Consider the following 26,108-nt stretch of genomic DNA (forward strand, 5'->3'; position numbering starts at 1 on the left):
TTGCGTGTATTATACGTCGCCGAAATCTCGGATGCGGAAACTCGATGGTGTGTCTCGAGGGTCACGCCTCGCCGGGTTCGCCGCGCAGACGCTCCAGGCCACCGCCGTACGCCAGCCACGCGGCGAGGGCGACCCCGACCGACAGGATGGCGAGTCGGAGCGGCGAGTAGAACGACGACGGTGCGACCGCTTCGGTCCGCACGACCACATTCCAGACGAACTGGGTCGCGAGGACGAGGACGACGAACAGGGCGTGTCGCTTCCATCCCCGGGCGTACAGACGGGGTTCGTACCGGTAGGTAGCCGGGAGGACGAGGAGAAGGAGGGCGGGAACGACGACGGTTTGCGTGATCGGGTCCGGCGGAGAGAACAGCCCGCCGAGGAGGAACGAGATCAGCAGGGCATCGACGACGGCACCGCCGAACCGGGACCAGTCCATGTCCGGGGTCCGAAGCCGACCCGGAAAAGTCTACCTACCCCAACAGCTCCGGCAGGTCGTTGACCGAGTCGACGACCGCGTCGGCGCCCGCCGCCTCGTACTTCCGGCGGCCCGCTTGCCCGGTCAGCCCGCCGGTCAGCACGCCGACGCCGAAGTAGTCGCGGTCGGGGTCCTCGTCGGCGGCGTTGCGGGCCGTTCGGACGTCGTCGAGCGTGTCGCCGACGAAAACGACCGACCCCGCTCCGAACCGCTCGGCGAGCGTCGTCAGGGCCCGCGGGTGGGGCTTGCCCTCGGCCCAGTCGTCCATCGTGAACCGGCGGTCGTCGGGCACGTCGAGGCCCGCCCGGCGCTGGGCGATGTCCGCCTCGGCGGCGGGGCGTCCGGTGACCACGCCGAGGGGGTAGTCGGCGAGTCGGTCCAGCGTCTCGTCATCGAGCAGGACGGGTTCGTCGTGGATGAAGCCGGACGCGTCGAGGTCGGGCTCTCCGCCTTCGATGTCCGCGTACAGCTCCGCGCCGAGGTAGAGCTGCTGGAACACCTCGCGGAGGCGCGCGGGATTCCAGTCCGCCCTGGCGCGCTCGCGGGCCGCCGATGAGAGGGCCTCGTCGACGACGGCCTCGGCGGCGTCGAGCCCGTCGGCGGCCCCGGGTTCGTCGCCCTCGGCTCGCCGGGCCGCGATCCGGTCGGTGAACGCCCCGACGTCCAGGTCGAGCCCCTCGCGGCGCGCGAGCACGAACAGCGCCGCGGCGTAGGTGAGCTCCCAGTCGTTGTTGAAGCCGCCCGCATCCTTGAAGGCCTGGATGGTCGACTCCTCGATGGTGTCGCCGTGGACGCGCTCTATCGACTCCACGATGGCGCGTCGGTAGGAGTCGGCCACGTCCACGACGACTCCGTCGATGTCCAGCACGACCGCGTCTGCTTGCATGCGAGGGGGTAGTCAGCGGGAATTGAAGGGTCTTCCGTCGTCGAGCGCGCGCCACCGCGGAGCGTCGGCGCCGGACGGAACGGGATCACTCCGAACCGCCGAAGCCGCTGTCGAAGCGCTCGCCCTCGACGTCCCAGTGCTTCACTCCGGCGCAGTCGTGTTTCTCGGGGAGTCGGTGCTCGGGGCAGTAGGTGTTGCCGCAGTACGAACACCCTCGGTCCCCCGTCATCTTCTCGCCGCATCGCTTGCAGGTGCCCATGCGACGACTACGCCGTTCACTGCCATAACGCTGGTGTCGTGTTACCACACCACTCGCAGGTGGCTCCGTCGGCTCCCCGCTCGCGCTTCGGCCGCTCGACGGACTCGTCCGATTCGACCGTGGGGCTGCCGACGGACTTACTCCCCCGACTCCCGCGCCCCCTTCACCTGCGCGACGTGCGTGAGCGTGACCAGTCCGAGGCCGCCCACGAAGTTGCCGGCCGTGACGACGGCGGTCGTGACCGCCAGTTCGCCGAGGCCGATGTTCGCGCCCAGGAACAACCCGAAGACGACGTGGAGTATCGTGACGATGACGTGGTCGAAGACGCCGAGCGTCAGCAGGAACCCCACGACGTAGGCCAGCGCGATGCGGCTCCCGACGCTGTCGACCGCCTCCAGCATGAACGACAGCAGCGTGACCAGCATCCCGCCGACGACGCCCTTCACGAACTCGGGCGCGGTCCGCCGGTGGACGACCTCGTTGGCGAAGGCGACCAGGACCTCCGCCGCCCCGGACGGGAGCGCGCCGTCGACCGACAGGACGGCGACGAAGAGGGCGCCGCCGGCGAGGTTGAGCACGAAGGTGACCGCCCACAGCCGGACGAGCGGGCCGACCATCCACGACCCGTCCTTCTCGACCGCCTTCGCGACCGGGTCGAAGAAGTTCTCGTTGAACAGCTCAGTGCGACCCACCACCAGGAAGACGAGCGCGATGCCGAACGCGAGCGCGCCCGTGATCTTCGCGATACCGTGGCCGAACCGGGGCTCGACCGCGGCTTCCACGATGCCGAGCGCGACGATGCCGAACACCACGGTGAACCCCGCGATGAAGCTGGTCGAGGCGAGTTCGAGCCACGACTGATCGAGTCGCCGCTCGCCCTCCTCGACCGCCCGCTCGAAGATCTCTGCTGGATCGGGTGCGACTGCCACACCTCGTTCGTCGTCCGATGCGGTGTTAAGGCTCTTGGCGGGTACGGTCTCCCTACTGCCGGTTCAGCGGACCGAACGCTACCGGCGCGCCACGTACAGCGTCTCGCCGGGGAGCGTCTCGCGGGCGACCGACACCGCGGGCTGGTCGCCGCCCAGCGTCGTGAACAGGAAGGCGGCGCCGTGGTCGCGCGCGACCGACAGCGCGGGCCGGTGGAGCTCCGGCGGGAGGTTGAGGGCGTAGACGGCGTCGGCGTCCCGGTAGACCGCTGGGTCGGGGTCGCATATGTCGTCGCGCACGAACTGGACCCCGGCCGGCACCTCGCGGGGGTGGACGTCGGTCGCGGTGACGCGCTTGCCGGCGTCGGCCAGCCCGCCGGCCACGTCGGGTCGGTTGCCCACCCCGACCTCCACCAGTCGCTCGAAGTCCGACAGGCGGCCGACGATGGCACGACGGGCTCGGGGTCGCACGGCGGGAAGTTTATGGGCCGCTCCCGCATAGTGTTTCCCATGCTCGTTGACGTCGTCCCGGTCGGGGATCTCTCTGCGACAGTCAAGCGACAGGCCTCGACCGCCCTGCGCTCGGTCTACGACTGCGAGGTCACTATCCACGACGCCCAGCCGATTCCGACCGGGGCCCACGACGAGAAGCGCGACCAGTACCGCGCCGAGGAGTTCATCGAACTCGCGGGCCGCGTGGGGTCGGGGGAGAAGAACATCGCCATCACGCCCAAGGACCTCTTCTACCGCCGCCGCAACTACGTGTTCGGTCTCGCCTACCTCGACGGGAACGGGAGCGTCATCTCGACGTACCGACTCCAGACCTCCAGCGACGGGGGGTTCTCGAACCGGAGCGCGAGCGAGATCTTCGACGACCGGGTCCGCAAGGAGGTCGTCCACGAGATCGGCCACACGCTCGGACTCGAACACTGCGACAACAAGCGCTGCGTCATGAACTTCTCGCCGACCGTCCGCGAGGTCGACGTCAAGGAGGAGAACCTCTGTGGCTCCTGCCAGCGCGACGTGATGTAACCGCCGGCCGACGCCGTTAGCCTCCTTTTATCGCCGTCTTCCGCGTTCGAGTCGCCGACTACCTCCGGAACGGTAGCCCCCGCCACCTGACGCCCTCGATGACCGCGCCGAACAGTCCGACCAGTCCCACCGCGAGGGGCACCACCTGTCGCCCCAGGTCGGTCGGGAGGACGTACTTCGTCATGGCGGCCGCGAAGCCGACGTACCGCTCGACGACCGACTCCTCGCCGCCGTCGGCGAGGTCGGCCTCGGTCGCGGTCGGGTGGTCGCTCGAGCCCTCGCCCGGCAGCCGGTCGGCCTCGTAGGGCAGCCCGCCGGTCTCGACCGCCCAGACGATCTCGCCGTCCTCGTCCACCTCGACGACCCGGTCGTTGTACGAGTCCGTGACGAGGGTGTGGCCGTTCGGCAGCCGGTCGGCGTCACGGGGCCAGTTCAGGGTCGCGCTGCCGCCGAACTCCCAGACGACCTCGCCCGACCGGTTCAGTTCCACCACCCGGTCGTGCTCGCTGTCGGCGACCAGCAGGTGGCCGTCGGCGAGCCGGTCGGGGTTGTGCTGCTCGTAGAGGACGTCGCCCTTGCCGGCGAACTGGTTCGGCCCGACTATCGGCCGGACCGTCACGTCGCGGTCGCCCGGTCCCGCGCCGGCACTGCTCCCCGTGGCGTTCTCGACGCGGAGTTCGACCACGGTGTCGAAGTTCCGGAGGCTGACCTGGAACACGCCCGGCCGGATCCGGTCGACGTCGTTCATGTGGGTCCAGTCGCCCTCCGGCCCCATCCCCTTCGGCCGGTCGTAGGTGTCGGTGGCGTTCCACTGCCAGACGATCTCCTGCTGGCGGTTGACCGCGAACACGCGATCGTTGCCCATGTCGACCAGGACCCACCGGTCGCTGCCGTTCACGGCGTAGTGGTCGGCGTCGTGGAGCTCGTGCTCGTGGAGCTCCGCGTCGTACCACGCGTACTCCCACACCACCTCGTCGGTCGACTGCTCGACGATGCGGAGGGCGTTGCGCACGCAGTTCCGGAACCCGTCGTCGCGGAAGCGGGCCGGACACTCCCCGTCCGGGATCTCGGTGGCGGTCGACACCTGGACCCGGTCGGGGCCGAGCGCCTCGACGTCGAACACGTCGTCGGCGTCGGCGTACTCCCAGACGATCTCGCCGTCGGGGGAGAACTCGACGGCTCGGCCCTCGTCCTTGTACCCCTGGAGGGCGACGAGGGTGTTGTTCTCGGGCGACTCCTCGGCGACGGTGAGGCGGGGCTGGTCGGGGGCGGCGAGCACGCCGACGCTCGCGACCGCGAGCGCCAGGACCGCGACGAACGCGAACAGTTTCGCGCGGCGCTCGTGGCCGGTCCCTAGCCACTCCGGAAGTCGTGTCACTGCGTGGGGGTATGCGTTCGCTGACGAAAATCGTTCGGTTCCGCGCCGGCGGAGAACCGCCCCGTACGGGTCGGGTGCAGGACGTGCGAGTACGGTTCTCGCAGTCGGTCGCCGCGAGGCGATTCGACTGAGAACGGGGTATCGAACCGGACTGCTAGAACGTCGACCGGGGCCGCCGGAGTGGCAACCCGGCCGTCGTCAGGGCGCGTAGTAGTACTCGCCCTGCTTCTTCTGTTCCCTGTCGAGCTGGCTCCCCGGCTTGTTGATGCGGGGCCGGCCCACGTTCTCGTCGCGCCGGAACGTGATGTCGAGGTTCGCGAGGAAGTCGTTCATCCCCTCGCGCATCCCCTTCGGCTTGCTGGCGCGGCCGTGAACCGCGGGCTCGCCGTCGAACACCATCAGCCGGTCGGCGAGCAGGTCGATCATGTAGATGTCGTGGTCGATGACCATCACCGTGGCGTCCTGCTGCTCGGCGAACCGCCGGACGGCGTTGGTCGCCCGCACCCGCTGCTCGACGTCGAGGTACGCCGAGGGCTCGTCGAGCAGGTAGAGGTCGGCCGACTCCGACAGGCAGGCCGCGATGGCGACCCGCTGGCGCTCGCCGCCCGAGAGGTCCAGCAGGTTCTGCTCCATGATGCGGTCGAGCTGGAGCGGCTGGGCGATCTCGGTGTCCCAGTACGAGGTTCCCACCCGGTCGGTGATCGACCGCAGGAACGCCTCGACCTGCATCGGCTGGTCGATCTCGATGTACTGGGGCTTGTACGAGATGTCCAGGTCGAAGTCCACGTCGCCCTCGTCGGGCTCGAGTTGGCCGGCGAGCAGGTCGGCGAACGTCGACTTCCCGATGCCGTTCGGGCCGACGACGCCCAGCACCTCGTTCTCCCGGATGGCGCCGCCCTCGACGTCGAGGCCGAACTCGCCCTCGCCGTACGACTTCGAGATGTCGGGGTACTCGACCAGCGTGTCGGCCCGGGTCACCTGCCGCGGGGCGTGCTCCTCGAACTCGATGGCGTTCGGCCGGATGCGCATGTTCTCGTTGTCGAGGTACCCCTCGAGGTACTCGTTGATGCCGTTCCGGACCGACTTCGGCGAGGTGATGACGCCGTACGCGCCCGGCTCACCGTACGCGACGTGGAGGTTGTCGGCCACCAGGTCGAGGATTGCGAGGTCGTGCTCGACGACGAGCATCGACTTGCCTTCCTCCTCGGCCATCTCCTGGATGAGCCGGGCGGCCTTCACGCGCTGGCTGATGTCGAGGTACGGCGTGATCTCGTCGACGAAGTAGAAGTCGACGTCCCGGGCCAGGCAGGCCACCAGCGCGACCCGCTGGAGCTCCCCGCCCGAGAGGCTGTCGATGTCCTGGTCGCGGACGTGCTCGATCTCGAGTCGCTCGAGCAGGTCGTCGAGCACGCCGCGCTCGTCGACGTTCTCGAGCAGTTGCTCGGTCGGGCCGTCGAACCGGTCGGGGATCTTGTCGACGTACTGGGGCTTGCGGGCGACGCTCACGTCGCCGTCCTTCACGGCCGCGAGGTAGTCCTGGAGCTCGGTGCCCCGGTAGGCCTCCAGCACCGCGTCCCAGCCCGGCGGGTCGGCGTGCTCGCCCAGGTTCGGGGCGAGCTCGCCCGCCAGGATCCGGACCGCGGTGGTCTTCCCGATGCCGTTCGGGCCGAGGATGCCGGTGACCTGCCCCTCCAGCGGGACCGGCAGCCCGTACAGCGAGAAGGCGTTCTCGCCGTACCGGTGGACCGGGTCGTCCTGGAGCTCCTGGGGCAGGTTGATGATCTCGATCGCGTCGAACGGGCACTTCTCGACGCAGATGCCGCAGGTCTCGCCCAGGCAGATCTCCTCGCTGATGTGTATCTGGTCGGGGTCGCCCTCCTCGGCGTCGTCGCCCCGGAGCGTGATGCACTCCTTGCCCGTCCGGTTGGGCGGGCAGTAGTTCTTGCACTCGTAGTTGCAGCGGTCGGGCTGGCACCGCTCGAGGTCCACGACCGCGATGCTGTCGTCCGCCATGAATCAGAAGGTGACTCCGTTGGTCAGGAGGATGGTCCACGTGACGAACCACAGCGAGAAGGTCATGAACGCGACGTAGAGGTGGTCCTTCGTGGAGAAGTCACCGACGTCGATGCCGAGTCCCTGCATGATGGGCATTTCGAGCACGACGAACGCCACCACGATGGCCAGTCCCAGCTGGTCCTTGGCGGCGGTGCCGAGGACCATCGCCGAGACGAGCGCCGCGGCGATACCCCCCAGGGAGGCCACGGCCGTCACGGTGACGCCTCTGACGTGAGACGCCCGTCGCTCGGAAGCCTGTTCGGTCGCCATGCCTGTTGGTCGGGGACGCTCCCTCAAAAACCCCAACCTTTCGTCCCGCTCCGGATTCCGACACCGTCCGGTCCCGTCATGTCCGTTCGGCCAGCGCTCCCCACGGTTCGCGGCCGCGTGCCGGTCCGGCTCCGACCCGGGTCTGCGCGGTAGTCACGGGCCCTGTCTCGCTGGGTGCTGGCCGAGAACCGCGGTACAAGAGCGGAACTGGGCCGTGACTACCGACGCGGCTCCCCTTGCACCGCCGTACAATTTTTGGTCGAGCCGCTGCAAGGTCGTAGTGCAAAGGTCGTACTTTTATGCCGGTGGCGTGTTTCGATTCGTAATGATGGCTACTCAGTCCGAGCTGGAGGACATCGACGACCTGCCACCCAGCGCGAAGTTGGTCTTCAAGGTGCTGGAGTACAAGGGCGCGCTCACGCAGAAACAGATCGTCGAGGAGTCGATGCTGTCGGCCCGCACCGTGCGGTACGCGCTCGAGCGACTGGAGGAACTCGACGTGGTGACCGAGGACGTGTACTTCGCTGACGCGCGTCAGAACCTCTACGAGATAGACGTCGCCTGCGACACCTCGGCCGACGGCGCCGACGCCCAGAAGTGCGCCGAGTGAGCGACCGACCGACGCCCGCCGTTCTCCGCTGATTGTCCGAACCGACCTGCACGCAGGCGTTTGCCCGCACGCGGGTCCGCCGCAGTTCTCAGTCCTCCGACTCCCCGCCCGCCTCGAACCCCGACTGCATCCCGGCGTGGACGTACTCGGCGAGGATGTCGCCGATGCGCGAGTCGGCGGTCCAGAGCGCGGTCTCGGCGAACGGTTCGGGGCCGTCTTCGGTCCGGACCGACAGCAGCACGGTCGCGTCGTCCACCAGCAGCGTCCGGCCGGTGAACTCGCCGGTCCGGTCGGGCGAGGCGACCGTGACCCGGACCGGCGCGTCGGCGAACCGGTCGGCCACCGTCTGGTCCTCGGTGACCAGCAGGACCGACACGCCGGCGTCGGCCCGCTCCCGTAACGCCGCCGCGACTTGCTCCGAGATCAGGTCGCCGCGGCCGGCCACCATGATCACCCGCTCGGTCGCCCCGTCGACCAGGTCCGCGACGCGCTCGTGGATCGCGTGGTGGCCGCGGAGGGTCGCCACGTCGCGGTCGTCGCCGCGGTCGGCGTGCTCGTCCCGGAGCGCGTCGAGGTTCCGGAAGGCCCGCTCGTGCTCGCGCTCGATGCGGGCCCGGAGCTGCTCGCGGGCGGCCGAGAGGCTCACCGGGCGGTACTCCTTGGGCGAGGACTCGACCACCTCGACCAGCCCCCGGTTCGCCAGGTCGTCGGCCGCGCCGTACACCTGCGACCGCGGCACGTCCGATTCCCGGCTGACCGACTGGGCGGTCCCGGTTCCGAGGCGCTGGAGCGCCACGAACACCCGCGCCTCGTAGTTCGACAGGCCGAGCTCCTTCAGCGCCTCGACTGCGTCGTGCGCGCTCATGTGGGCTCTGCCGAACGCAGGTACCGCTCGTAGTTAAGTAGTTTCGAGTCGCCCCCGCCGTCTCGAAGTTATTGTAGAATCCTACAACCATTTATATGCCGGGGACGAAACGACGGTCGACCGATGAGCCTCCCCGACCGCTACGCCGACGTGCTGACGTCGTACAGCAGAGTCGTTCTCGCGCTGCTGCTCGTCTCGACCGCCGTCGTCGGCTACGGCGCGGCGAACGTCGACTCCGGACTGACCATCGCGAGCTTCGGCAGCGACTCGACCGAGGCGCAGAAGCTCGACTACATCGAGGCCAACTTCGCCACCGGCGACGAGAACACCTCGGTGATGCAGGTCGTCGTGCGCGGCGACGACGTGCTGACCAGGGAGTCGCTGCTCGAAACCCTGCGACTCCAGCAGCGGCTCCGCGACGACGAGACGGTGGGGCCGACGCTCCGCGAGGGGCAGCCGACCGTCGGGCTCTCGAACCTCGTCGCGACCGCCGCGATCCGCCGGGCGCGGGCCGGGAACGCGACCGCCGCGAACGACTCCCGCGGCGCGCCGGCCCCGCGCCGACCGACGCTGGACGCCCAGATCGCCCAGTTGGAGTCGATGTCGCAGTCCGAGATCGACCGCGTCCTCCTGGGCGTGCTCGACCCCGACCGAGCCGCGACCGGCCCGGTCGACCCCTACACGCTGCTGGCGACCGACTACGAGCCGGGCACCACGACCGCCTCTGCCCGCGTCCTCTTCGTCTTCCAGCGCAACGACGCCGGCGGCGACTCGCTCTCCGAGGACGCGGCGGCGGCCCAGCTCGCGACCCGCGACGTCGCCGACCGGACCGTCGACTCGACCGGCGTGTTCGTGTTCGGCGCGGGCATCGTCGACGAACTGTCCGGGCAGGCGACCGGCGAGAGCTTCGCGGTCATCACCCCGTTCGCGCTCGTGCTCGTCCTCGGCGTCCTGTTCGTCGCCTACCGCGACCTGCTCGACGTGGCGCTCGGGCTCCTCGGGACGCTGCTCGTCCTGGTCTGGATGGGCGGGTTCATGGGGTGGGCCGGCGTCGGCGTCACCCAGATCATCATCGCGGTCCCGTTCCTGCTCATCGGCCTCAGTATCGACTACGCGCTCCACGTCGTCATGCGCTACCGCGAGGCCAGGGCCGAGGAGCACGACCGCTCGCCCCGCGAGGCGATGCGGGTCGGCCTCGCCGGCGTGGCCGTCGCGCTCGCGGCGACGACCTTCACGACCGCGGTCGGGTTCACCTCGAACCTGGTGAGCCCCATCGAGTCCATCCGGCAGTTCGGACTGGTGAGCGCGTTCGGCATCGTCTCGGCGTTCGTGGTGTTCGCCGGCCTGCTGCCCGCGCTCAAGCTTGAGCTCGACGGGCTGCTCGAACGCCTCGGGGTCGACCGCCGCAAGCGGGCGTTCGGCACCGGCGGGACCGCCGTGAACCGGCTGCTGGGCCTGGGCGCGACCGCGGCCCGCAGGCTCCCGGTCGCGGTCGTCCTGGTCGCGCTGGCCGTGAGCGCGGCCGGGGGCTACGCCGCGACCGACGTCGACACCTCGATAAACCAGGTCGACTTCCTGCCGCGGGACTCCCCGGCGTGGATGGACTCGCTGCCCGGCCCGCTCCGGCCGAGCGACTACGAGATCCGGGAGAACGTCGTCTTCCTCAACGACAGGTTCGTCCAGTCGCGCGACCGGTCGCAGGTCCAAATACTGGTGGAGGGGCCGGTCACCGCCCCGGACACCCTCGACCGCCTCGCGGCCGCCCGCGAGGAGATAAACGATAGTTCGACCGCCATCACGCTGGCCTCCGGCCGGCCCGCGGTCGACGGCCCCCTCTCGGTCGTCCGGCGGGTCGCGGCCGAGAACGAGACGGTCGCCCGGGTCGTCGCCGAGCGCGACGCCGACGGCGACGGCGTGCCCGACGAGGACCTGGCGGCGGTCTACGACGCGGTGTACGCCGCCGCGCCCGAGGAGGCCGCCGGGGTCATCCACCGCGCCGACGGCGAGTACCGCGCGCTCCGGCTCTCGGTGTCGGTCCGCGGCGGGTCGGACACCGGCGCGGTCACGAGCGAGATGCGGGCCGTCGCCGCGTCCGTCGAGTCCGGGACCGACCTCACCGTCACCGCGACGGGCCAGCCGATCATCAACGAGATCGTCAACGCGGAACTGCTGCTCACGCTGGTCGAGACGTTCCTCATCACGCTCGGTGTCATCGTCGCGTTCCTGACCGCCGTCTTCTACCGGCGGTACGGCACCCTCTCGCTCGGCGCGGTCACCATGGTCCCCGTGGTGTTCGCGCTGAGCTGGATCCTGGGGGCGATGTACCTGCTGGACATCCCGTTCACCACCGAGACGGCCATCATCGCCAGCATCGCCATCGGCATCGGCGTCGACTACTCTATCCACATCAGCGAGCGGTTCGTCGACGAGCTGTCGGCCGCCGGCGACCCGGTCGCGGCGCTGGAGACGACGCTCGCCGGTACCGGCGGCGCGCTGCTGGCGAGCGCGGTCACGACCGCCGGCGGGTTCGGGGTGCTGCTGCTCGCGCTGGTCCCCTCGCTCCAGCGCTTCGGCGCGGTCACGGGCACCGCCATCGTCTTCGCGTTCGCGTCGAGCGTGGTCGTCCTGCCGAGTCTGCTCGTCCTCTGGTACCGGTACCTCGGCGCGGGGACGCCGGTCGGCGGGTCGGCGGCCGGGACGGCGGGCGACTGACCGGGCCGAGCGCCTTCGATGCGTTCCGGGTTCCCCCGACGCCCTACTCGCCGGCGGCGCTCGAACTCCGCCCGGTCATCTCGTCGGCGTCGAGCCGGTAGAACTCGAACGCGGTCGGGTGCCTGTCGCCGGTCCACGGACACGCCGGGAACCACGCGTTCGCCGCGAAGGCGGCGTACGCCGCCTCGACGTTCTCGTCGGGGACGCGCTCGATTCCGCCCCGGACGACCGCGCTGGTCCACGACGGCGGTCGGATCTCGGGGACGAGGAAGGTGGCGGTCCGGGTCGCGTCGAGGTACGCCATCTTCCGCCCGTCGCGGTCGGCCTGGACGAAGAAGTAGAGCGTTCCGTCGCCGTCGTAGCCGAACGACATCGGTATCGCGTAGGCGTCGCCGTCGCTCGCGAGCGTCAGGCAGCCCCACCCTCGCCGGTCGAGGAACTCCTCGACCGCGTCGGCCGACATCCGGACGTCACCGGAGTTCTCGACGGACGGTTCAGGGTCGGCTCCCGCAGGAGATTCGTCGGTGTACATATCCACGGTCGAGACGGTGGAGCCGAGCCGTCATTTAATCGGCCTGCGAATCCCGCGAACTGGGAACCGCGAGCGAACGGAGAAAACGAGCCGCTCCCGGCCGATTACGCCCCCACGACGGTGATCGCCTGCTCGCGGTCGATGGCCCGTTCGAGTTCCTCGGCGATGGCGCTGCCCCGCGAGACCTGGATGTCGCCGCCCCGGCCCACGGTCGCGGTGAAGAGGTACTCGCCGTCGGCCTGGACCTCGACCGTCTCGCCGGCGTGGCCGTCGGTCGGCAGCACGATGTGCCGGGAGGTGATGTCGGGCGTCACCGTCTCGCCCTGCGCGGCCCCGCCGCCTGCACCGCCCGCAGCGCCGGGTGCGCCCGAGGCCGACTGGGGCTTCTCGTCGTGGGTGCGGACGTCGATGTCGATGCCCAAGCGGTTCTCGATGTCGTCGATGCGGCCGCCGCCCTTGCCGATGACGTAGGAGATGTCGTCGTCGCTGACGTAGACCGTGGCGCGGTTCTGCCCCTGGACGTCGACGTCGACCCGGTCGCGGGCGACCGACTGGATCTCGCGCTCGATCTCCTGTTTCGCCAGCTTCGAGACGCCGCTCTCCTCGCGCTCGCCCTCGTTGAGCGGGACGGTGACGACCTGGCGGTTGAAGGTGTAGATCTCGTACTCGGGCCGGCCGGTCTCGAAGTCCTGGATCATGATGACCGGGCGGGCCAGGTCCTCCTCCATCAGCCCCTCGGGCACCTTGACCTGGGTCGAGACGTCGTACACCTTGTTCACCTCTCCGGCCTCGATGTAGACGACGGTGTCGACGATCTGGGGGATCATCCCGAGCTCGACCCGGCCGACCAGCCGCTGGAGCGCGTCGATGGCCCGGGTCGCGTGGACCACGCCGATCATCCCGACGCCCGCGAGCCGCATGTCGGCGAACACCTCGAAGTCGTCGGTCTTTCGCACCTCGTCGTAGATTGTGTAGTCGGGCCGGACCATCAGCAGCGAGTCGGCGGTCTTCTCCATCTCGCCGCCGAGCTCCGTGTACTGGGTGATCTCGGGGCCGACCTGGAGGTCGCGGGGCTTCTCCATCGTCTTGACCGCGAAGTCGTTGTCCGAGAGGAACTCCCCGACCGCCTGGGCGAACGTCGACTTCCCGGCGCCGGGCGACCCGGCGATGAGCACGCCGCGCTGGCGCTCGAGCAGCCGCTCTCTGAGCTCCTCGGCGTACTCGTAGTCGTCCATGTCGGTCTTGACGATGGGCCGGACCGCGGTGATCTCCCAGCCGTCGGCGAACGGCGGCTCCGCGATGGCGATCCGGTAGTCGCGGAACTGGACGATGGTCATCCCGGGTTCGTCGAGCTCGATGAACCCCTCGTCGCTCTCCTTGGCGCTGTCGACGATCTCCTGTGCGAGCTCCCTGAGCCGCTCCTCGTCGAGCGGGTCGTCGCGGATGGTCTGGTAGTGCATGTCGCCGACGTCGCCGCGCTTGGCCATCGGCTCGACGCCGGCCTTGAGGTGGACGCTCATCGTCTGCTCGTCGAAGTAGTCCTCGACCGCCAGCCGGCCGACCTCGGTCTCGTCGACCCGCGGGGAGACGTACTCGACCTCGATGCCCTTCGCCTGGGCCACCTCGCTCTGGACTACGTCGCTGGTGACGAACACCGCGTCGTGCTCGGCGGCGAGGTCCCGGATGCGGGCGTCGATCTCGCCCTCGCTGGCCCGGCCCTGCTCGTCGGCGTCGGGCCGCGCGCCGACGTACCGCAGTTCGATGGTCCCCTCGTCGGCCAGGTCGGCGAGCCGCTGGAGCTCCGCGAGGCCATCCCAGCCGCTGTCGGCGCCGCCGTTGGCCTGGGCCTCGAGTTCGGCCACGACGGCCTCGGGGACGAGCACCGTCGCGCCCTCGAAGTCGCCGTCCTCGACGCGCTCGGAGATCCGGCCGTCGATGACGACGCTCGTGTCCGGAAGTACGTTCATACCGGCCTTTCGGGCGGCGCGTTCAAACCCTTTACGAGCGAGCGGCCCCGTGCGGTGGGTTCGCGACGTTCCGGAACGCCGGCCGGGCAACAACCTTCAATCGCGTCGGTCACTAGGAACTGATATGGGCGTGTCCGATTCACTGTCCGCGGCCGACGTCGCGAGCTGGGTCCTGGTCGGCGTGCTCGCGCTGACGATACTCGAGAACCTGGTCGACGGCGACCTCGTCTGGACCGGGTTCCTCGCGGCCACGCTGGTCGTCCTCGTCGTGCCCGCGGCGGCGTTCCGCGACCTCACGGCGACGCTCCCGCCGGCGGTGACGGCGCTCGCGGTGCTGCCGGGCGTGTCGCGGGCGGTCGGTCCCGCGTGGGTCACCGAGTACGCCGTCTACGTCGGGGTCGCCGCGGTGGCGCTCGCGGTCGTGGTCGAGGTGTCGCTGTTCACCGAGGCCGAGATGCGCCCCGGTTCGCCGACGCGCTGGTGGTCCTGACCACGATGGCCGCCATCGGCGCCTGGGCGGTGCTCCAGTTCTACTCCGACCGGTACCTCGGCACCGACCTCCTCGGCGGGCTGCACGCGGTCAACTGGGAGTTCGTCCGGGCGACCGTCGCCGGCGTCGCGGCCGCGGTCGTCTTCGAGCTGTACTTCGAGCACGGCCCGGAGGGCGGCCGCGAGGAGAGCGTGTCCGAGGTGGCGGAGGGCGAGGGCGGATGAGCCCACCCCTCGGCGACGACCGCGAGCGGGCGCTGGTCCGGCTGCTCCAGGTCGGCATGCTCGCCATCGCCGGCTACGGTGTCTACCGCGGGGAGTACAGCGTCGCGGTCAACGGCCTCGTGTCGCTGGCGGTCACGTTCGTCCCGGCGGTCCTGCGGCGCGACGCGGGCATCTCGCTCGACCCGGGTCACGTGCTCTGGCTCTCGGTCGCGGTGTTCGTCCACGCGGTCGGCATCGTCTGGCCATACCAGAACCTCCCGTGGTACGACTCGGTGGCCCACGCCCTCTCGGCGTCGGTCGTCGCCGGCGCGGGCTACGCGACGGTCAAGGCGGTCGAGCGCAACTCCGACCGGACCACCCTGACGCCGGGGGTGGAGGCGCTGGTCGTGCTCGTGTTCGTGATGGCGTTCGGCGTGCTGTGGGAGATCCTCGAGTTCTCCGCCGGCGCGGCCGCCGAACTCGTCGGCGGGCGGGCGGTGCTGATACAGTTCGGCCTCGACGACGTCGTCAACGACCTCGTCTTCAACTTCGTCGGCGGTCTCGTGGTCGCCGTGTGGGACCGGGCCCGTCCGGACCGGGCCGCCGACGAGGCGACCGAGGCGATGGACGACTGAGCGACCGCCGGTCCGCGGGCACCGACCGGACGACCCGGTCGTCGGCCTCCCGATTCGACCGTCGGAGTGGGCGACTCATTTATCCGGCGCTGTCCCGTACACCGCGGTCCATGCGCCACGAACATCTCGTAGTCACGGTCGAGGCCGGCCTCAAGGACCGCATCGACGACGACCTCGACGGGGGCGAGTCGCTCGAGTCGTGGGTCGCCGACGCGGTCGAGCGGAAGCTTGCGGCGGAGGACGAGACGGCGGCGGGCGGCGGACGCGGCGGTGACGTCGAGCGCGGCGGGCGCGGCGACCGTGGCGGTCGCGCCGACCGCGGGAGCGACGGCCGCGACCGGGCCGGCGGTAACGCGGCCGACGGCGAGCGCGGGCGGAACTCCGGGAGCCGGTTCGCGACGGGCGGCGGGCGCGGCGAGAACGAGGCAGACGCGGGAGACGGCGACGAGCGCGACGATTACGACGAGGGGTTCGAGTACGTCGACGACTGCGCCATCTGACTACTCCGACCAGGTGACGTTCCGCGTGAGCACGAACACCAGCAGCGCCATCAGGAGCTGGCCCAGCAGGGCCTCGGTGCCCGCGATGGCCCGCGCGTAGTTGCCCACCGGCTCGATGTCGCCGTACCCCAGGGTGGCGAAGGTGACGGTGCTGAAGTAGAGGCTCCGGAAGAAGATCGCGAAGAGGAGGTACTGGAGCCGTCCGGCGTCGGGGTTGGTCACCGAGTAGGTCACCGTGGTCCCGTTGGTGGCCTCCTGGATGCCGCCGACGAACGGGTAGAGGACGCCGCAGAGGACGATGACCAGCAGCGACGTCACGATGACCCGCCACGGGTTCGCGCCGTACCCCGTGGTCCACCGCCACGCCTCCTGGGCGAGCGCCCGGGTGTACGGGCCGAACTCCCACGCCTCGCGCCGCCGGACGTTCTTGCGCTTCTTGTAGTACTCCCGCGACGCCTCGGTCAGACCGTTGTCCTCGGCGAGCCGCTGGAGCTCGTTGTACGTCCAGTGGGCGGCCTCGTACCGCTCGACGCGGTTCTCGTCGTGGTCCCGCGGGCGGACCACGTCCAGCGACGCGATCCGCCGCTGGTCGTCGTGGTCGAGCAGCTCCTCCTCGTAGACCACGTTCTTCCCGAACGTCGTCTCCTCGGCGATGCGGGCGTTGTCGAACACGGCGTAGTGGAGCCGGGCGCCGCAGAGGTCGGCCCCCCGGAGGTCGGTCCGGTCGAACTCGGCGTGCTCGAGGTTCGCGCCCCGGAGGTTCACCCCCTGGGCGTCGACGCCCTCGAAGTGGGAGTACCGGAGGTCGGCGCCGCCGAGATCGGTCTCCTCGAGGTTGCAGTTGACGAACCGGGCGTCGGTGACGGTCAGCCCGACGGTCCAGTCGGCCCCCGACAGTTCGACGTCGCGGAAGATGGCCCCGTCGAGGCGGTCGCCGACGCTCGGCGCCGACTCCTCGAGCTCCCGCGAGGGCTTCTGTGCCACGTCGGCGTGCCAGATGCACCGCTCGGTCTCGCCCCAGACCGGCCGCCAGCAGCAGACGCCCCCCAGTCCGGTGACGGCGCTGGCCTCGTGGGTGTGGCCGCACCGCCCCTCCACGGCAGTCTGGCGGTCCGCGGTGGCGGTTGCCGCGTCCCCCGACGCGGACTGTAGCTCTTCAGACATGGGCGCTATAGTACATCGACCCTTTTTCAAGTTGTGCCCGACTGTTCAAGCTACTCAGCCGGCCGAGCGCGCTCTACTGGGTCGAGAGCGTGCCCCGGCCGGTCGAGCCCTCCGGCGGAGTCTACGTCGAGGCGGAGCCGACTTCGGCTGAACCGGCTTCGGACTCGTCGGCCACGGACGTTTCCCGTGGCTGGCGCGTACCCGTGACCGTGCTGGAACTCTACCAGGCGGAGGGCTGTCCCTACTCCAAGAAGGTCCGCGAGCACATGCAGGCGCTCGGGCTGTCGTACGTCGCGCACAACCCGCGGACGCACGGCGGCGAGGTGCGCGACGAGGAGGCCCACGAGGAACTGCTCGACCGCGGCGGCAAGGACCAGATCCCGTTCCTCGTCGACCCCGAGAGCGACGAGTCGCGCTACGAGAGCGACCGCATCGTCGAGTACCTCGACGAGCACTACGCGTAGCCACCACGCCTTTTCTCGCGGAACTCGTCGACTCGGACATGGCCGACCTCCGAGCGATACACGAGGAGATACAGCGCATCCGGGACGACGCCGACGCCGACCGCGAGGTGCGCCTGACCATCGAGTCCATCGAGGAGTCGCTGTCGGGGATGCGGTCGGCGGAGAACGACCCGCGGCCCGACCGCCTCCGGGAGGTCCGGGCGGAGCTCGACCGGCTCGCCGACGACGCCTCGCCCGCGGTCGCCGACGAACTCGCTGGGGTGCGCGAGCAGGTCCGGGAGTTCGAGCGCGAGGAGCTGTAGGCGGCGGTCGAGGCTCGGCGACCGGGGCCGGAATGCGGTTCGGCCCGCTTCACGCCCAGCCCGCCATGGCGACCGCGACGTAGAGCCCCTGGACGACCAGCGCGACCCCCGACACCGCGAGGACCGCGAGCACGACCTTCTTCGGGGTGCCCGAGAGCCCCTGGGCGACCAGCGCGTTGTAGACGCCGTTGACGCCGTGGAACGTCGCGGCCAGCAGGAACAGCGCCATCGTGGCGAAGTAGCCGACGTTCCGCATCCGGGCTCGCGTCCCGGCCAGCGTCACCTCGGCGGGGTGGTTCACGAAGTGGAGCAGGAAGAAGTGGAACGCCAGGACCGCGACGAGGAACGCCGCCGTCACTCGCTGGAGGAGCCACGACGCGCTCCCCCGTCGGAACGAGGAGTGGCGCTCGGCCATCTCAGAACGCCCCCGCCAGGAACGTCGGCACGCTCGCCAGCACGATCAGGCCGGTGACGACCAGCGCGACGTAGAAGCTCCTGTCCTGCTGGTCGAGGCCGACACCCAGGTCGACGAACAGTAGCCGGACGCCGTTCAGGATGTGGAAGACCGCGACCGCGAGGAGGCCGACCTCCATCACCCGGACGACGAGCAGGCTCTCGAGCCCCTGCAGTCGCGCCGTGTACGCGTCGGCGCCGCGCAGCGCCGCGCTCAGCACCGGGATGTGGATGAACAGGTATCCGACGAGTATCCACCCGCTGAACTTGTGGAGCAGCCACGCCCACATGCCCGCGGAGAACTCGGTCCACCGCCCGAAGTCCTCGACCCGACCGCGGTCGTAGTTCCGGCTCATGGTTCGGTCCGACAGTTCGGCCGACCGGGACAAGCCGCTTGAGCCGGATATTTCGCCGGGGTTTATCACTGCCGCCCGCCCGGGAAACCGGAGCAACGCTTATCAGCCGGTTCCCTGAACCCGATGACATGAAGCGCGTGCGGATAACTATCGACCCGCCGGCCGCCTACCTCCCGCCGGTGTACGAACTCCTCACGACGCGCGCGGCGTACCTCTCGCAGGTCCACCTGGTCAACTGGAACGTCTCGACGCCGCCGGTGGGGTTCCTGCTCCGGCTCCGCGGGGACTACCGACGCTACGAGGCCGACCTCCGGGCGGCCGACAACGTCGCCGAGGCCGAGATCCTCCCGGTCACCGACCGGTCGTGCTACTGCTTCCTGGCGGCCGAGAGCGAGACCCTCGGCCGGGAACTGTTCGACAACTTCACCCGGGGGAGCCTGATGACGGTCCCGCCCGTCGAGTGCCACGGCGACGCGAGCAGCACCTTCACGCTGGTCGGCACCGAGGCCGACATCCAGGCCGCGGTCGAGGAGGTCCCGGAGGGCGTGGCCGTCGACGTGGAGGCGGTCGGCGGCGAGCGCGTCGCGGACGACGGCGTCCTCGGCCGACTGTCGCCCCGCCAGCGGGAGGCCGTCAGGGCCGCGCTGGAACTGGGCTATTACGACGTGCCCCGCGACGCGACCGGCGAGGACGTCGCCCGGGAACTGGACTGCGCCACCGCGACCGCGGCCGAACACCTCCGGAAGGCCGAGGCGACCCTCGTTTCGGCACTGCTCGACGAGTGAATCCGACTGCGGTTCCGCGACCCCCGGGTTGAAGCGGCTCGCGCTCCACATCCCCGGTATGAGCGACGTCGTCGACCTGACCCGCGACCTCGTCTCGATTCCGAGCCACGAGGACGAGACCGAGGCTGGCGACTTCATCGAACGCTGGCTCCGCGAGGAGACCGACGCCGCGGTGACCCGCGACGAGTCGGGCAACGTCATCGCCAGGCGCGGCGATGGAGACGCGGACTCGCTCGCGCTGGTCGGCCACCACGACGTGGTGCCCCCGGCCGACTCCCAAACCGAGGCGGACGGTTCGTACGTCGTCACGGAGCGGGACGGTCGGCTCCGCGGCCGGGGCACCGCCGACATGAAGGGCGCGGTCGCGGCCGCGATGCTGGCCTTCCGCGATGCTGTCCTCTCTGCGGACGCCGACCCGGCGCCCGAACTCGTCTTCGCCAGCTTCGTCGGCGAGGAGGACGGCGGCGTCGGCGCTCGTGCGGCCATCGACCGGGGGTTCGCGCCCGACTACGCCGTGGTGGGCGAGGGCTCGACCGGCTACTCCGCGCCGGGCGCGACCGACGTGGCTGTCGCACACAAGGGCCGGCGGGGCAGCACGGTCACCGCCCGCGGGTCGGCCGCCCACGCCAGCGAGCCCGAGGCCGGCGAGAACGCGGTCTACCGGGCCTGCGACGCGGTCGACGTCCTGCGGGACCTCGACTTCCCGTCGACCGAGGTGTTCGGCGAGCGCGTCGAGGGGAGCCTCGCCGCGACCGAGATCGACGGCGGGAGCGCCTGGAACGTGATCCCCGAGGAGTGCACCGTCACGGTCGACGAGCGGACGGTGCCGGGCGAGCGGGCCGACCTGGAGCGCGTCGAGGCGGTCGAGGGCGTCGAGTGGACCGTCGACCAGGACCTTCCGCCGATGCGGTGCGACGACGAGGCGTTCGCCGAGACGGTGCTGGCCGCCGCGCGAGCGGCCCAGTCGGAGTCGCCCGAACTCGTCACCAAGCCCCACGCGACCGACGCCGGGTGGCTCGCCGAGGCCGGGACGACCTGCGTGGTCTGCGGCGCGGCCGAACCCGGCGAGGCCCACACCGAGACCGAGAGCGTGAGCGTCGACGTGCTGGAGCGGTGCTACGACATCTACCGCGGGACCGCCGAGAACTTCTGAGGTCGTCTCCCGTCAATCGACTCGGCTGCCGGCCCTGTACCGGTCGCCGTCCACCTCGTGTTTCGATTCGAAATCCGCGCTTTGATAATCGCCGCAGCCGAACCCCGCAGCCATGGCAAGCGAAGCCGGCGCCGAGGAGGCGTCCGACACGTACTCGGAGTTCATCCAGAAGGTGCAGCGGCTCTCGAACATCGGGCAGGCCGGCGGCGTGCTCGCGTGGGACCAGGAGGTCATGATGCCCGAGGGCGGCACGCCCGCCCGGTCGAAGCAGCGCTCGGCGCTCTCGACGCTGAGTCACGAGATGCTCACCTCCGACGAGATGGCCGAGATGCTCGACGAGCTGGAGGGCCAGGACCTCGACGCCGAGCGCGAGGCGGTCGTCCGGGAGGTCCGACGCCGGCACGACCGGGCCGCGAAGGTGCCCCAGGACCTCGTCGAGGAGATCTCGGAGGTGTCCTCCGAGGCGATGCCGGTCTGGCAGGAGGCCAAGGAGGAGGACGACTTCGAGACGTTCGCGCCCACCCTCGAGAAGCTGGTCGAGCTCAAGCGCGAGTACGCCGAGCACATCGACCCCGACCGCGACCCCTACGAGGTGCTGTTCGAGGACTACGAGCCGTACCTCGGCATCGAGACCGCCGAGAAGGTGCTCCAGCAGCTCCGCGACGAGCTGGTCCCGCTGGTCGAGGCGGTCCGGGACTCGGACGCCGACCTCGCAGTCGACACGTTCTCGGGCGAGTACGACACCGACACCCAGGAGGAGCTAGCCCGCGACGTGCTCGACACGCTGGGGTACGACTGGGACCACGGCCGGCTCGACACCGCGCCCCACCCGTTCTCGACCGGCAACCAGTTCGACGCCCGCGTCACCACGCGCTTCGACGAGGAAGAACCCCTGAGCGCGCTCATGTCGACGGTCCACGAGTTCGGCCACGCGACTTACACGCTCGGCCTACCCCGCGAGGACTACGGCACGCCGCTGGGCGAGTCCCGCGACATGACCGTCCACGAGTCCCAGTCGCGGCTGTGGGAGAACCACGTCGGCCGGTCGGAGGCGTTCTGGCAGCGGTTCCTGCCCGCGGTCGAGGACCGCTTCCCCGACAAGGTGGGCGACGCCTCGGTCGCGGACGTCTACGAGGCCGCAAACCAGGTGTACGAGGACAACCTCATCCGGGTCGAGGCCGACGAGCTCACCTACCACATGCACATCGTGGTCCGGTTCGAGATCGAGCGCGACCTGGTCCGGGGCGACATCGACGTCGAGGACGTGCCCGAGCTCTGGAACGACAAGTACGAGGAGTACCTGGGCGTCCGGCCCGACTCCGACGCCGAGGGCTGCCTCCAGGACATCCACTGGAGCCACGGCGACTTCGGCTACTTCCCGACCTACTCGCTGGGCAGCGTGCTCGCCGCCCAGCTGTTCGCCAGCGCCGAGGAGGACATCGAGGACCTCGACGGCAAGATCGCCGAGGGCGACTTCGAGCCGCTCCACGACTGGCTGACCGAGAACGTCCACCGCCACGGCAGCCGGTACACCACCGACGACCTCATCCGGGAGGCGACCGGCGAGGAGTACACCGCCGATTACTTCCTCGACTACGTGAAGTCGAAGTACGGCGAGCTGTACGACCTCGACGACTCCCAGTAGCGACTGTCACCCGCTCTGGACGACTCACGCAGTCTCGTCGACTCACCCGCTCTCGATCGTCGTCCGGGTCGCGCCGCCAGTTTTCAGCGCCGCTCTCACCTTCTCGGCCGTCTGGCGCTCGGTCACGTGGAACAGGAACTCCCCGTCCCAGTCGCCGGTCGCCATGGCGTCGGCGAGGTCGTGCCCGAGTCTGGCCTCGTAGAGCAGTTCGCCCTCGAAGTACGTCCGGATCCGGTGGGAGTCCGGGTCGTCGAGCGCGCCCACCCGTTCGAGCCCGTCGGCGAAGGCCGCGGTCCCATCGTCGGTGAGGGTCATCGCCAGCCGATAGCCGTCGGCGGTTCGGGCCCGCTCGACATCGCCGACCGTCGCCACGTCCGCGCCCGTGACGAGCTCGACCTCGCCGCCGTCGCCGTCGGTGACCGCGATGCGGAACCCGGCGTCCCCGTCGCTCGCGGTGGTCGCGGCCGCGGCGCCGTCGCCGGTCGTCGTCTCATCGGTCGTCGTTCCATCCTCGTCGGCGGCGGCGACCGCGTCTCTGACCTGGGCACAGCCGGCGCCACCGGCCAGCGCGAGGCCGCCGGCCGCGAGGACGTGTCTTCTGGAGGGCATGCGTAACTGTTGGCGAACTGCTATCTTAACTGTTTGGTGCTCGCGCTGTCCCGTCCGCGACCCACAGTTCCGGGTCGTCGCCGGCAGCGCGTCGGCCCCGATCCGGTCGCGCCTGCGAGGGTACCGGACGCTACGCGTTCAGCGACCTGCGAAAATCGAATCCGTTCGGGTTCCGCACGCGGGACGCCGCCCGGCGCGAACCGCGCGCCGCCGGCTCAGGCGCCGGCCTCTTCGAGGGCGTCCTCGAGCTCGTCGCGCTGGGTGACGCCGACGAACCGCTCGACGACGCCGTCGTCGTTCTCGACGACGATGGTCGGGATCGACCGGACCTGGTACTCGTTGGCGACGTCCTGATGCTCGTCGACGTCTATCTTCTCGAACTCGACGCTCTCGTCCCAGTCCTCCTCCATCTCCTCGAGGATGGGGTCCTGCGTCTTGCACGGGCCACACCAATCCGCGTAGAAGTCCTTCAGCGTGACAGTCATTGCTGTTCCCGCGGAAGTATCTTCGCCGCGCGCATAAGGGTTTTCCCACCGGCGCGTCCTTGCCGCGTTCTCGCCGCCGAGCGGCGCGGTCGAGTCCCGGCAGTCTCGTCTCGGCCGCCCTTTCGTTCCCGCCGCACGGCCGGCGTCCGCTCCGAAAGGTTTACGCAGGGGGCGACCGGACCATCGGCTATGAGCAGTGGCCAGAACTCCGGCGGGCTGATGTCCAGCGCCGGGCTCGTCCGATACTTCGACGCCGAGGACCGCAACGCTATCCGCATCGACCCCAAGACCATCGTCGCCTTCGGCGTCCTCTTCGGCGTCTTCATCGAAGTCCTGAACATCCTCGGATTGTAACCGGCCTCGGACTCCCGAGTCCGATTCCCGGCTTCCCCGCCGGCCGCCAGCGCTATCCGCGTCGGTACCGGCGTCTCCCCATGGACCTCCCGTTCGTCAGCACCGCCGACCGGCGGCCCCGCCGCGGCGCCGGTACCGAATCGGAATCGACCGCCCGACCGCCCGCCGGCCTCGCCGGCCGCCTCGCAACGGGGTCGAAGGCCGGCCTCGTCGCGACGCTCGTGATGACCGCCTACCGGCTCCCGGTCTCCCGCTCGCTGCCGCCGACCGCGGAGTTCTGGGCGAAGTACGTCTCGGGCGGCGACCCCGACGACCACCCGGTCGCCGCCGTCGCGCTCCACCTGCTGTACGGCGCCGTCGGCGGCGCCGTCTTCGGCGCGCTCACCCCCGCCGACTCGTCGCGCGCGTCGGCGGACGTCAGTCCCGTGGAGCCGGCGGTGGCCCGCCAGTCCCGGAAGGACGCCTCTCGCGCGACCGCCTCCCGGGAGGCGCTCGGCCTGGCGTGGGGGAGCCTCTACGCGCTCGGCCTCTCGATCTTCGGCGAGCGCGTGATGCTGGGACGACTCCTCGACGAGGAACTCGACGCCGACGAGCGCCTCGTCTTCCACGCGGGCCACCTCGTCTACGGGCTCAGCCTCGGGACGCTGTACAGCTCCCGGACGAGCGAGAAGTGATAGAAAGTATATCAGGACCGTCCCCGTAGCGCCGAACGTGTCAGGGAACGACTACATCTCGGTCCCCGGCGCTCCCCACGGCGTCGACGACCTCCGGGCGGCCGTCCGCGCCGCCCTGCCGGACGCCGAACTCCGCGACGCCGTTCCGGTCGAGGAGGGGAAGAACGCGGTCTACCGGCTCGTCGTCGCCGCGGACGGCGAGCGCCGGAACCTCGTCCTGAAGGTCGGCGACCACCACTTCGCCGCGGGGTGCCGGGCCGAACCGCGCCTGCTCGACGCCGTCGCCGAGCGCACCGACGTCCCGGTCCCGCCCGTCGTCGGCACCGGGGAGTTCGGTGAGGACCCGTACTTCCTGATGGAGCGCGTAGCGGGCGCGAATCTCGCCTGCGACCCGGACGGGCTCTCGGCCGACGCTTTCGAGCGGGTGTGCGTCGAGGCGGGCCGCAATCTCGCGGTGCTCCACGAGGCGTTCCCGGTCGGCAGCGATGCGGCTCGTGCCGATGTCGACGCGATTCCGACCGGCGACGACCCCTTCGCGGTCGACGGCTGGGGCGTGCTGGGCCTCGACGCCGGCGCGGACGACCTCCACCTGGCCCGGGGGTTCCCCGACTGGCCGACCTACTTCGAGGCGTGGCTGGGGCACAACGCCGACCGACTCGCGGACACCCGCTTTTCGGACCTCCGGCCGGCGGTGTCGGCCCGCGCCGAGGCGATGGCCGACGACCTCCGCGAACTGGCGCCGTTCGACCCGGTCGTCACGCACGGCGACTACCGGCTCGCCAACCTGCTCGTCGACCCCGAGACCGGCGCGACGCGAGCGGTGCTCGACTGGGCGACCCCGACCGCCGCGCCCGCCGCCTGGGACCTCGCGGTCACCGAGGCGCTGCTGGTCGACTGGCCTTCCGTCGGCGAGCACCGCCAGGAGCAGCTCCGCGAGCGCCTCCACGACGGCTATCGTGAGCGCAGCCCCTCGGTCCTCGACCGCGAGGGCTTCGAGACCCATCGGCGGTGCTGCCTGTTCGGCGCGCGGCTCCGGCTGATGGTCAATCTCGGCGAGGAGATGGCCGGCCGTCCGGCGTCGGCGGTCGACGCCCGGGCGCGGGAGCACCGCGACGCGCTGCGGGAGTTCGGCGTCGAGTGACTGGATGGACGTTCGATCGTCCCCGCGCCGACGGCGAGACGCGCCACTTTTTGCGGTCCGCTCCCTACCCGCGGCCATGACTCTCACAGCGGGCGTCGTCGCGGTGCAGGGCGACGTGAGCGAGCACGCCGACGCCGTCCGGCGGGCCGGCGAGGCCTACGGCCGGGAGACCGAGGTCGTCGAGGTCCGGACGGCCGGGACGGTCCCCGACTGCGACGCGCTGCTCGTGCCCGGCGGGGAATCGACCACCATCTCGCGGCTGCTCCACGACGAGGGCATCGACGAGGAGATCGTCACCCACGTCGAGGCGGGCAAGCCGGTGCTGGCGACCTGCGCGGGCCTCATCGTGGCGGCGACCGACGCGGGCGACGACCGGGTCCGGAACCTCGGAGCGGCCGACGTGACCGTCGAGCGAAACGCCTTCGGCCGCCAGAAGGACAGCTTCGAGGCGCCCCTCGACGTGTCCGGGCTCGACGACCCCTTCCCGGCGGTGTTCATCCGCGCGCCGGTCATCGCCGACGTCGGCGAGGGCGTCGAGGTGCTGGCCGAGTGGGACGACCGACCGGTCGCGGTCCGGGACGGGCCGGTCGTCGGCACCTCGTTCCACCCGGAACTGACGCCCGACGCCCGGCTCCACGACCTCGCGCTCTTCGAGGCGGCGGACGGAGCGGACCCGGCGGGCGAGTCCGGGGACGCGACCGCCCCCGACCAGTAGGGCAGACTTT

General features: G+C 70.4%; 32 protein-coding genes. 16 read left to right on the forward strand and 16 right to left on the reverse strand.

Translation table 11 applies throughout. The features are described from left to right. Nucleotides 1–61 precede the first annotated feature (61 nt). From DVR07_RS00345 to DVR07_RS00365, 5 genes are all read right to left on the reverse strand, one after another. The gene (locus DVR07_RS00345; protein WP_115794810.1) at nt 62–439 is read right to left on the reverse strand and encodes a hypothetical protein; all 378 of its coding nucleotides are present in this window, start codon (nt 437–439) and stop codon (nt 62–64) included. A gap of 34 nt (nt 440–473) precedes the next feature. Beyond that, the gene (locus DVR07_RS00350) at nt 474–1,364 is read right to left on the reverse strand and encodes a TIGR01548 family HAD-type hydrolase (RefSeq protein ID WP_115794811.1); all 891 of its coding nucleotides are present in this window, start codon (nt 1,362–1,364) and stop codon (nt 474–476) included. An 85-nt stretch (nt 1,365–1,449) separates the two neighbouring features. Next, on the reverse strand, nt 1,450–1,623 hold the full coding sequence (locus DVR07_RS00355) for an AN1-type zinc finger domain-containing protein (RefSeq protein WP_115794812.1): 174 nt from the start codon (nt 1,621–1,623) through the stop codon (nt 1,450–1,452). A 137-nt stretch (nt 1,624–1,760) separates the two neighbouring features. After that, the gene (locus DVR07_RS00360) at nt 1,761–2,552 is read right to left on the reverse strand and encodes a formate/nitrite transporter family protein (protein ID WP_115794813.1); all 792 of its coding nucleotides are present in this window, start codon (nt 2,550–2,552) and stop codon (nt 1,761–1,763) included. A gap of 78 nt (nt 2,553–2,630) precedes the next feature. After that, nucleotides 2,631–3,020 carry a UPF0146 family protein gene (locus tag DVR07_RS00365; protein ID WP_205410967.1) on the reverse strand — a complete coding sequence of 130 codons (390 nt, stop codon included), beginning with the start codon at nt 3,018–3,020 and terminating at the stop codon, nt 2,631–2,633. 39 nt (nt 3,021–3,059) lie between these two features. On the opposite strand from DVR07_RS00365, the gene DVR07_RS00370 reads away from it, so the two are divergent. Next, nucleotides 3,060–3,581: an archaemetzincin family Zn-dependent metalloprotease gene (locus DVR07_RS00370; protein WP_115794814.1), complete on the forward strand. Its 522-nt coding sequence runs from the start codon at nt 3,060–3,062 to the stop codon at nt 3,579–3,581. A gap of 58 nt (nt 3,582–3,639) precedes the next feature. On the opposite strand, the gene DVR07_RS00375 is transcribed toward DVR07_RS00370, so the two are convergent. The 3 genes from DVR07_RS00375 to DVR07_RS00385 all read right to left on the reverse strand — a co-directional run bounded on the left by DVR07_RS00375 (nt 3,640) and on the right by DVR07_RS00385 (nt 7,284). After that, nucleotides 3,640–4,959, reverse strand: coding sequence for a hypothetical protein (locus DVR07_RS00375; protein WP_115794815.1), 1,320 nt, complete (start codon nt 4,957–4,959; stop codon nt 3,640–3,642). A 198-nt stretch (nt 4,960–5,157) separates the two neighbouring features. Beyond that, nucleotides 5,158–6,972, reverse strand: a complete 1,815-nt coding sequence (locus DVR07_RS00380) for a ribosome biogenesis/translation initiation ATPase RLI (RefSeq protein WP_115794816.1) — start codon at nt 6,970–6,972, stop codon at nt 5,158–5,160. Nucleotides 6,973–6,975: 3 nt separating this feature from the next. Further along, nucleotides 6,976–7,284, reverse strand: a complete 309-nt coding sequence (locus tag DVR07_RS00385) for an EMC6-like membrane protein (RefSeq protein WP_115794817.1) — start codon at nt 7,282–7,284, stop codon at nt 6,976–6,978. 328 nt (nt 7,285–7,612) lie between these two features. Between DVR07_RS00385 and DVR07_RS00390 the strand changes: the two genes are divergently transcribed. Continuing rightward, on the forward strand, nt 7,613–7,894 hold the full coding sequence (locus tag DVR07_RS00390; protein ID WP_115796254.1) for a helix-turn-helix transcriptional regulator: 282 nt from the start codon (nt 7,613–7,615) through the stop codon (nt 7,892–7,894). 88 nt (nt 7,895–7,982) lie between these two features. Here the strand turns inward: DVR07_RS00390 and DVR07_RS00395 are convergent, their stop codons facing one another. After that, entirely contained in the window at nt 7,983–8,759 is a 777-nt protein-coding gene (locus DVR07_RS00395) for a TrmB family transcriptional regulator (protein WP_115794818.1), read from the reverse strand. A gap of 123 nt (nt 8,760–8,882) precedes the next feature. On the opposite strand from DVR07_RS00395, the gene DVR07_RS00400 reads away from it, so the two are divergent. Then, on the forward strand, nt 8,883–11,471 hold the full coding sequence (locus DVR07_RS00400; RefSeq protein ID WP_115794819.1) for an efflux RND transporter permease subunit: 2,589 nt from the start codon (nt 8,883–8,885) through the stop codon (nt 11,469–11,471). Nucleotides 11,472–11,514: 43 nt separating this feature from the next. Here DVR07_RS00400 and DVR07_RS00405 read toward each other — a convergent pair whose 3' ends face one another. Both DVR07_RS00405 and DVR07_RS00410 read right to left on the reverse strand, forming a co-directional pair. Continuing rightward, the gene (locus DVR07_RS00405; RefSeq protein WP_115794820.1) at nt 11,515–12,003 is read right to left on the reverse strand and encodes a pyridoxamine 5'-phosphate oxidase family protein; all 489 of its coding nucleotides are present in this window, start codon (nt 12,001–12,003) and stop codon (nt 11,515–11,517) included. Between the two features lie 104 nt (nt 12,004–12,107). Further along, complete coding sequence (locus DVR07_RS00410; protein ID WP_115794821.1) at nt 12,108–13,970, reverse strand: PINc/VapC family ATPase; 1,863 nt, start codon at nt 13,968–13,970, stop codon at nt 12,108–12,110. A gap of 130 nt (nt 13,971–14,100) precedes the next feature. Here DVR07_RS00410 and DVR07_RS21910 point away from each other — a divergent pair, with 130 nt between their 5' ends. From DVR07_RS21910 to DVR07_RS00425, 4 genes are all read left to right on the forward strand, one after another. Further along, nucleotides 14,101–14,460, forward strand: coding sequence for a hypothetical protein (locus tag DVR07_RS21910; protein WP_205254468.1), 360 nt, complete (start codon nt 14,101–14,103; stop codon nt 14,458–14,460). A 5-nt stretch (nt 14,461–14,465) separates the two neighbouring features. Continuing rightward, nucleotides 14,466–14,684: a hypothetical protein gene (locus DVR07_RS21915; protein WP_205410968.1), complete on the forward strand. Its 219-nt coding sequence runs from the start codon at nt 14,466–14,468 to the stop codon at nt 14,682–14,684. Next, on the forward strand, nt 14,681–15,298 hold the full coding sequence (locus DVR07_RS21260) for a hypothetical protein (protein ID WP_162829388.1): 618 nt from the start codon (nt 14,681–14,683) through the stop codon (nt 15,296–15,298). Before DVR07_RS21915 ends, DVR07_RS21260 begins: the two co-directional genes overlap by 4 nt. Before the next feature lie 110 nt (nt 15,299–15,408). Beyond that, entirely contained in the window at nt 15,409–15,798 is a 390-nt protein-coding gene (locus DVR07_RS00425; protein ID WP_115794823.1) for a hypothetical protein, read from the forward strand. Here the strand turns inward: DVR07_RS00425 and DVR07_RS00430 are convergent, their stop codons facing one another. After that, nucleotides 15,799–16,962 (reverse strand): pentapeptide repeat-containing protein, encoded by a 1,164-nt coding sequence (locus DVR07_RS00430; RefSeq protein ID WP_115794824.1) that lies wholly within the window; start codon nt 16,960–16,962, stop codon nt 15,799–15,801. It abuts the gene before it with no gap. A 203-nt stretch (nt 16,963–17,165) separates the two neighbouring features. Here DVR07_RS00430 and DVR07_RS00435 point away from each other — a divergent pair, with 203 nt between their 5' ends. Then, nucleotides 17,166–17,426, forward strand: a complete 261-nt coding sequence (locus DVR07_RS00435; protein ID WP_240318835.1) for a glutathione S-transferase N-terminal domain-containing protein — start codon at nt 17,166–17,168, stop codon at nt 17,424–17,426. Between the two features lie 38 nt (nt 17,427–17,464). After that, a complete protein-coding gene (locus DVR07_RS00440) occupies nt 17,465–17,728 on the forward strand; it encodes a DUF7553 family protein (RefSeq protein WP_115794825.1) in 264 nt (87 codons plus the stop codon). A 49-nt stretch (nt 17,729–17,777) separates the two neighbouring features. Here DVR07_RS00440 and DVR07_RS00445 read toward each other — a convergent pair whose 3' ends face one another. Together DVR07_RS00445 and sdhC are read right to left on the reverse strand one after the other, a co-directional pair. Then, nucleotides 17,778–18,143 carry a succinate dehydrogenase gene (locus tag DVR07_RS00445; protein ID WP_115794826.1) on the reverse strand — a complete coding sequence of 122 codons (366 nt, stop codon included), beginning with the start codon at nt 18,141–18,143 and terminating at the stop codon, nt 17,778–17,780. Nucleotide 18,144: 1 nt separating this feature from the next. Beyond that, nucleotides 18,145–18,537 carry a succinate dehydrogenase, cytochrome b556 subunit gene (gene sdhC, locus DVR07_RS00450; protein ID WP_115796256.1) on the reverse strand — a complete coding sequence of 131 codons (393 nt, stop codon included), beginning with the start codon at nt 18,535–18,537 and terminating at the stop codon, nt 18,145–18,147. Nucleotides 18,538–18,665: 128 nt separating this feature from the next. On the opposite strand from sdhC, the gene DVR07_RS00455 reads away from it, so the two are divergent. The 3 genes from DVR07_RS00455 (at nt 18,666) to DVR07_RS00465 (ending at nt 22,120) form a co-directional block, all read left to right on the forward strand. Then, nucleotides 18,666–19,322, forward strand: coding sequence for a helix-turn-helix domain-containing protein (locus tag DVR07_RS00455; protein ID WP_115794827.1), 657 nt, complete (start codon nt 18,666–18,668; stop codon nt 19,320–19,322). A gap of 58 nt (nt 19,323–19,380) precedes the next feature. Continuing rightward, on the forward strand, nt 19,381–20,475 hold the full coding sequence (locus DVR07_RS00460; RefSeq protein ID WP_115794828.1) for a M20 family metallopeptidase: 1,095 nt from the start codon (nt 19,381–19,383) through the stop codon (nt 20,473–20,475). Nucleotides 20,476–20,587: 112 nt separating this feature from the next. Next, complete coding sequence (locus tag DVR07_RS00465) at nt 20,588–22,120, forward strand: carboxypeptidase M32 (RefSeq protein ID WP_115794829.1); 1,533 nt, start codon at nt 20,588–20,590, stop codon at nt 22,118–22,120. 42 nt (nt 22,121–22,162) lie between these two features. Here DVR07_RS00465 and DVR07_RS00470 read toward each other — a convergent pair whose 3' ends face one another. Together DVR07_RS00470 and trxA are read right to left on the reverse strand one after the other, a co-directional pair. Beyond that, nucleotides 22,163–22,729 carry a hypothetical protein gene (locus DVR07_RS00470; RefSeq protein ID WP_115794830.1) on the reverse strand — a complete coding sequence of 189 codons (567 nt, stop codon included), beginning with the start codon at nt 22,727–22,729 and terminating at the stop codon, nt 22,163–22,165. Nucleotides 22,730–22,944: 215 nt separating this feature from the next. Further along, entirely contained in the window at nt 22,945–23,214 is a 270-nt protein-coding gene (gene trxA, locus DVR07_RS00475; protein ID WP_115794831.1) for a thioredoxin, read from the reverse strand. A 189-nt stretch (nt 23,215–23,403) separates the two neighbouring features. Between trxA and DVR07_RS00480 the strand changes: the two genes are divergently transcribed. The 4 genes from DVR07_RS00480 to pdxT all read left to right on the forward strand — a co-directional run bounded on the left by DVR07_RS00480 (nt 23,404) and on the right by pdxT (nt 26,098). Then, nucleotides 23,404–23,568: a preprotein translocase subunit Sec61beta gene (locus DVR07_RS00480; RefSeq protein ID WP_115794832.1), complete on the forward strand. Its 165-nt coding sequence runs from the start codon at nt 23,404–23,406 to the stop codon at nt 23,566–23,568. Nucleotides 23,569–23,648: 80 nt separating this feature from the next. Next, nucleotides 23,649–24,242 carry a hypothetical protein gene (locus tag DVR07_RS00485; protein ID WP_115794833.1) on the forward strand — a complete coding sequence of 198 codons (594 nt, stop codon included), beginning with the start codon at nt 23,649–23,651 and terminating at the stop codon, nt 24,240–24,242. A 37-nt stretch (nt 24,243–24,279) separates the two neighbouring features. Then, nucleotides 24,280–25,383, forward strand: coding sequence for a phosphotransferase family protein (locus DVR07_RS00490; RefSeq protein WP_162829389.1), 1,104 nt, complete (start codon nt 24,280–24,282; stop codon nt 25,381–25,383). Nucleotides 25,384–25,459: 76 nt separating this feature from the next. Next, on the forward strand, nt 25,460–26,098 hold the full coding sequence (pdxT, locus tag DVR07_RS00495; RefSeq protein WP_115794835.1) for a pyridoxal 5'-phosphate synthase glutaminase subunit PdxT: 639 nt from the start codon (nt 25,460–25,462) through the stop codon (nt 26,096–26,098). Nucleotides 26,099–26,108 lie beyond the last annotated feature (10 nt).

Source organism: Halorussus rarus, from assembly GCF_003369835.1.
Taxonomy (GTDB): domain Archaea; phylum Halobacteriota; class Halobacteria; order Halobacteriales; family Haladaptataceae; genus Halorussus; species Halorussus rarus.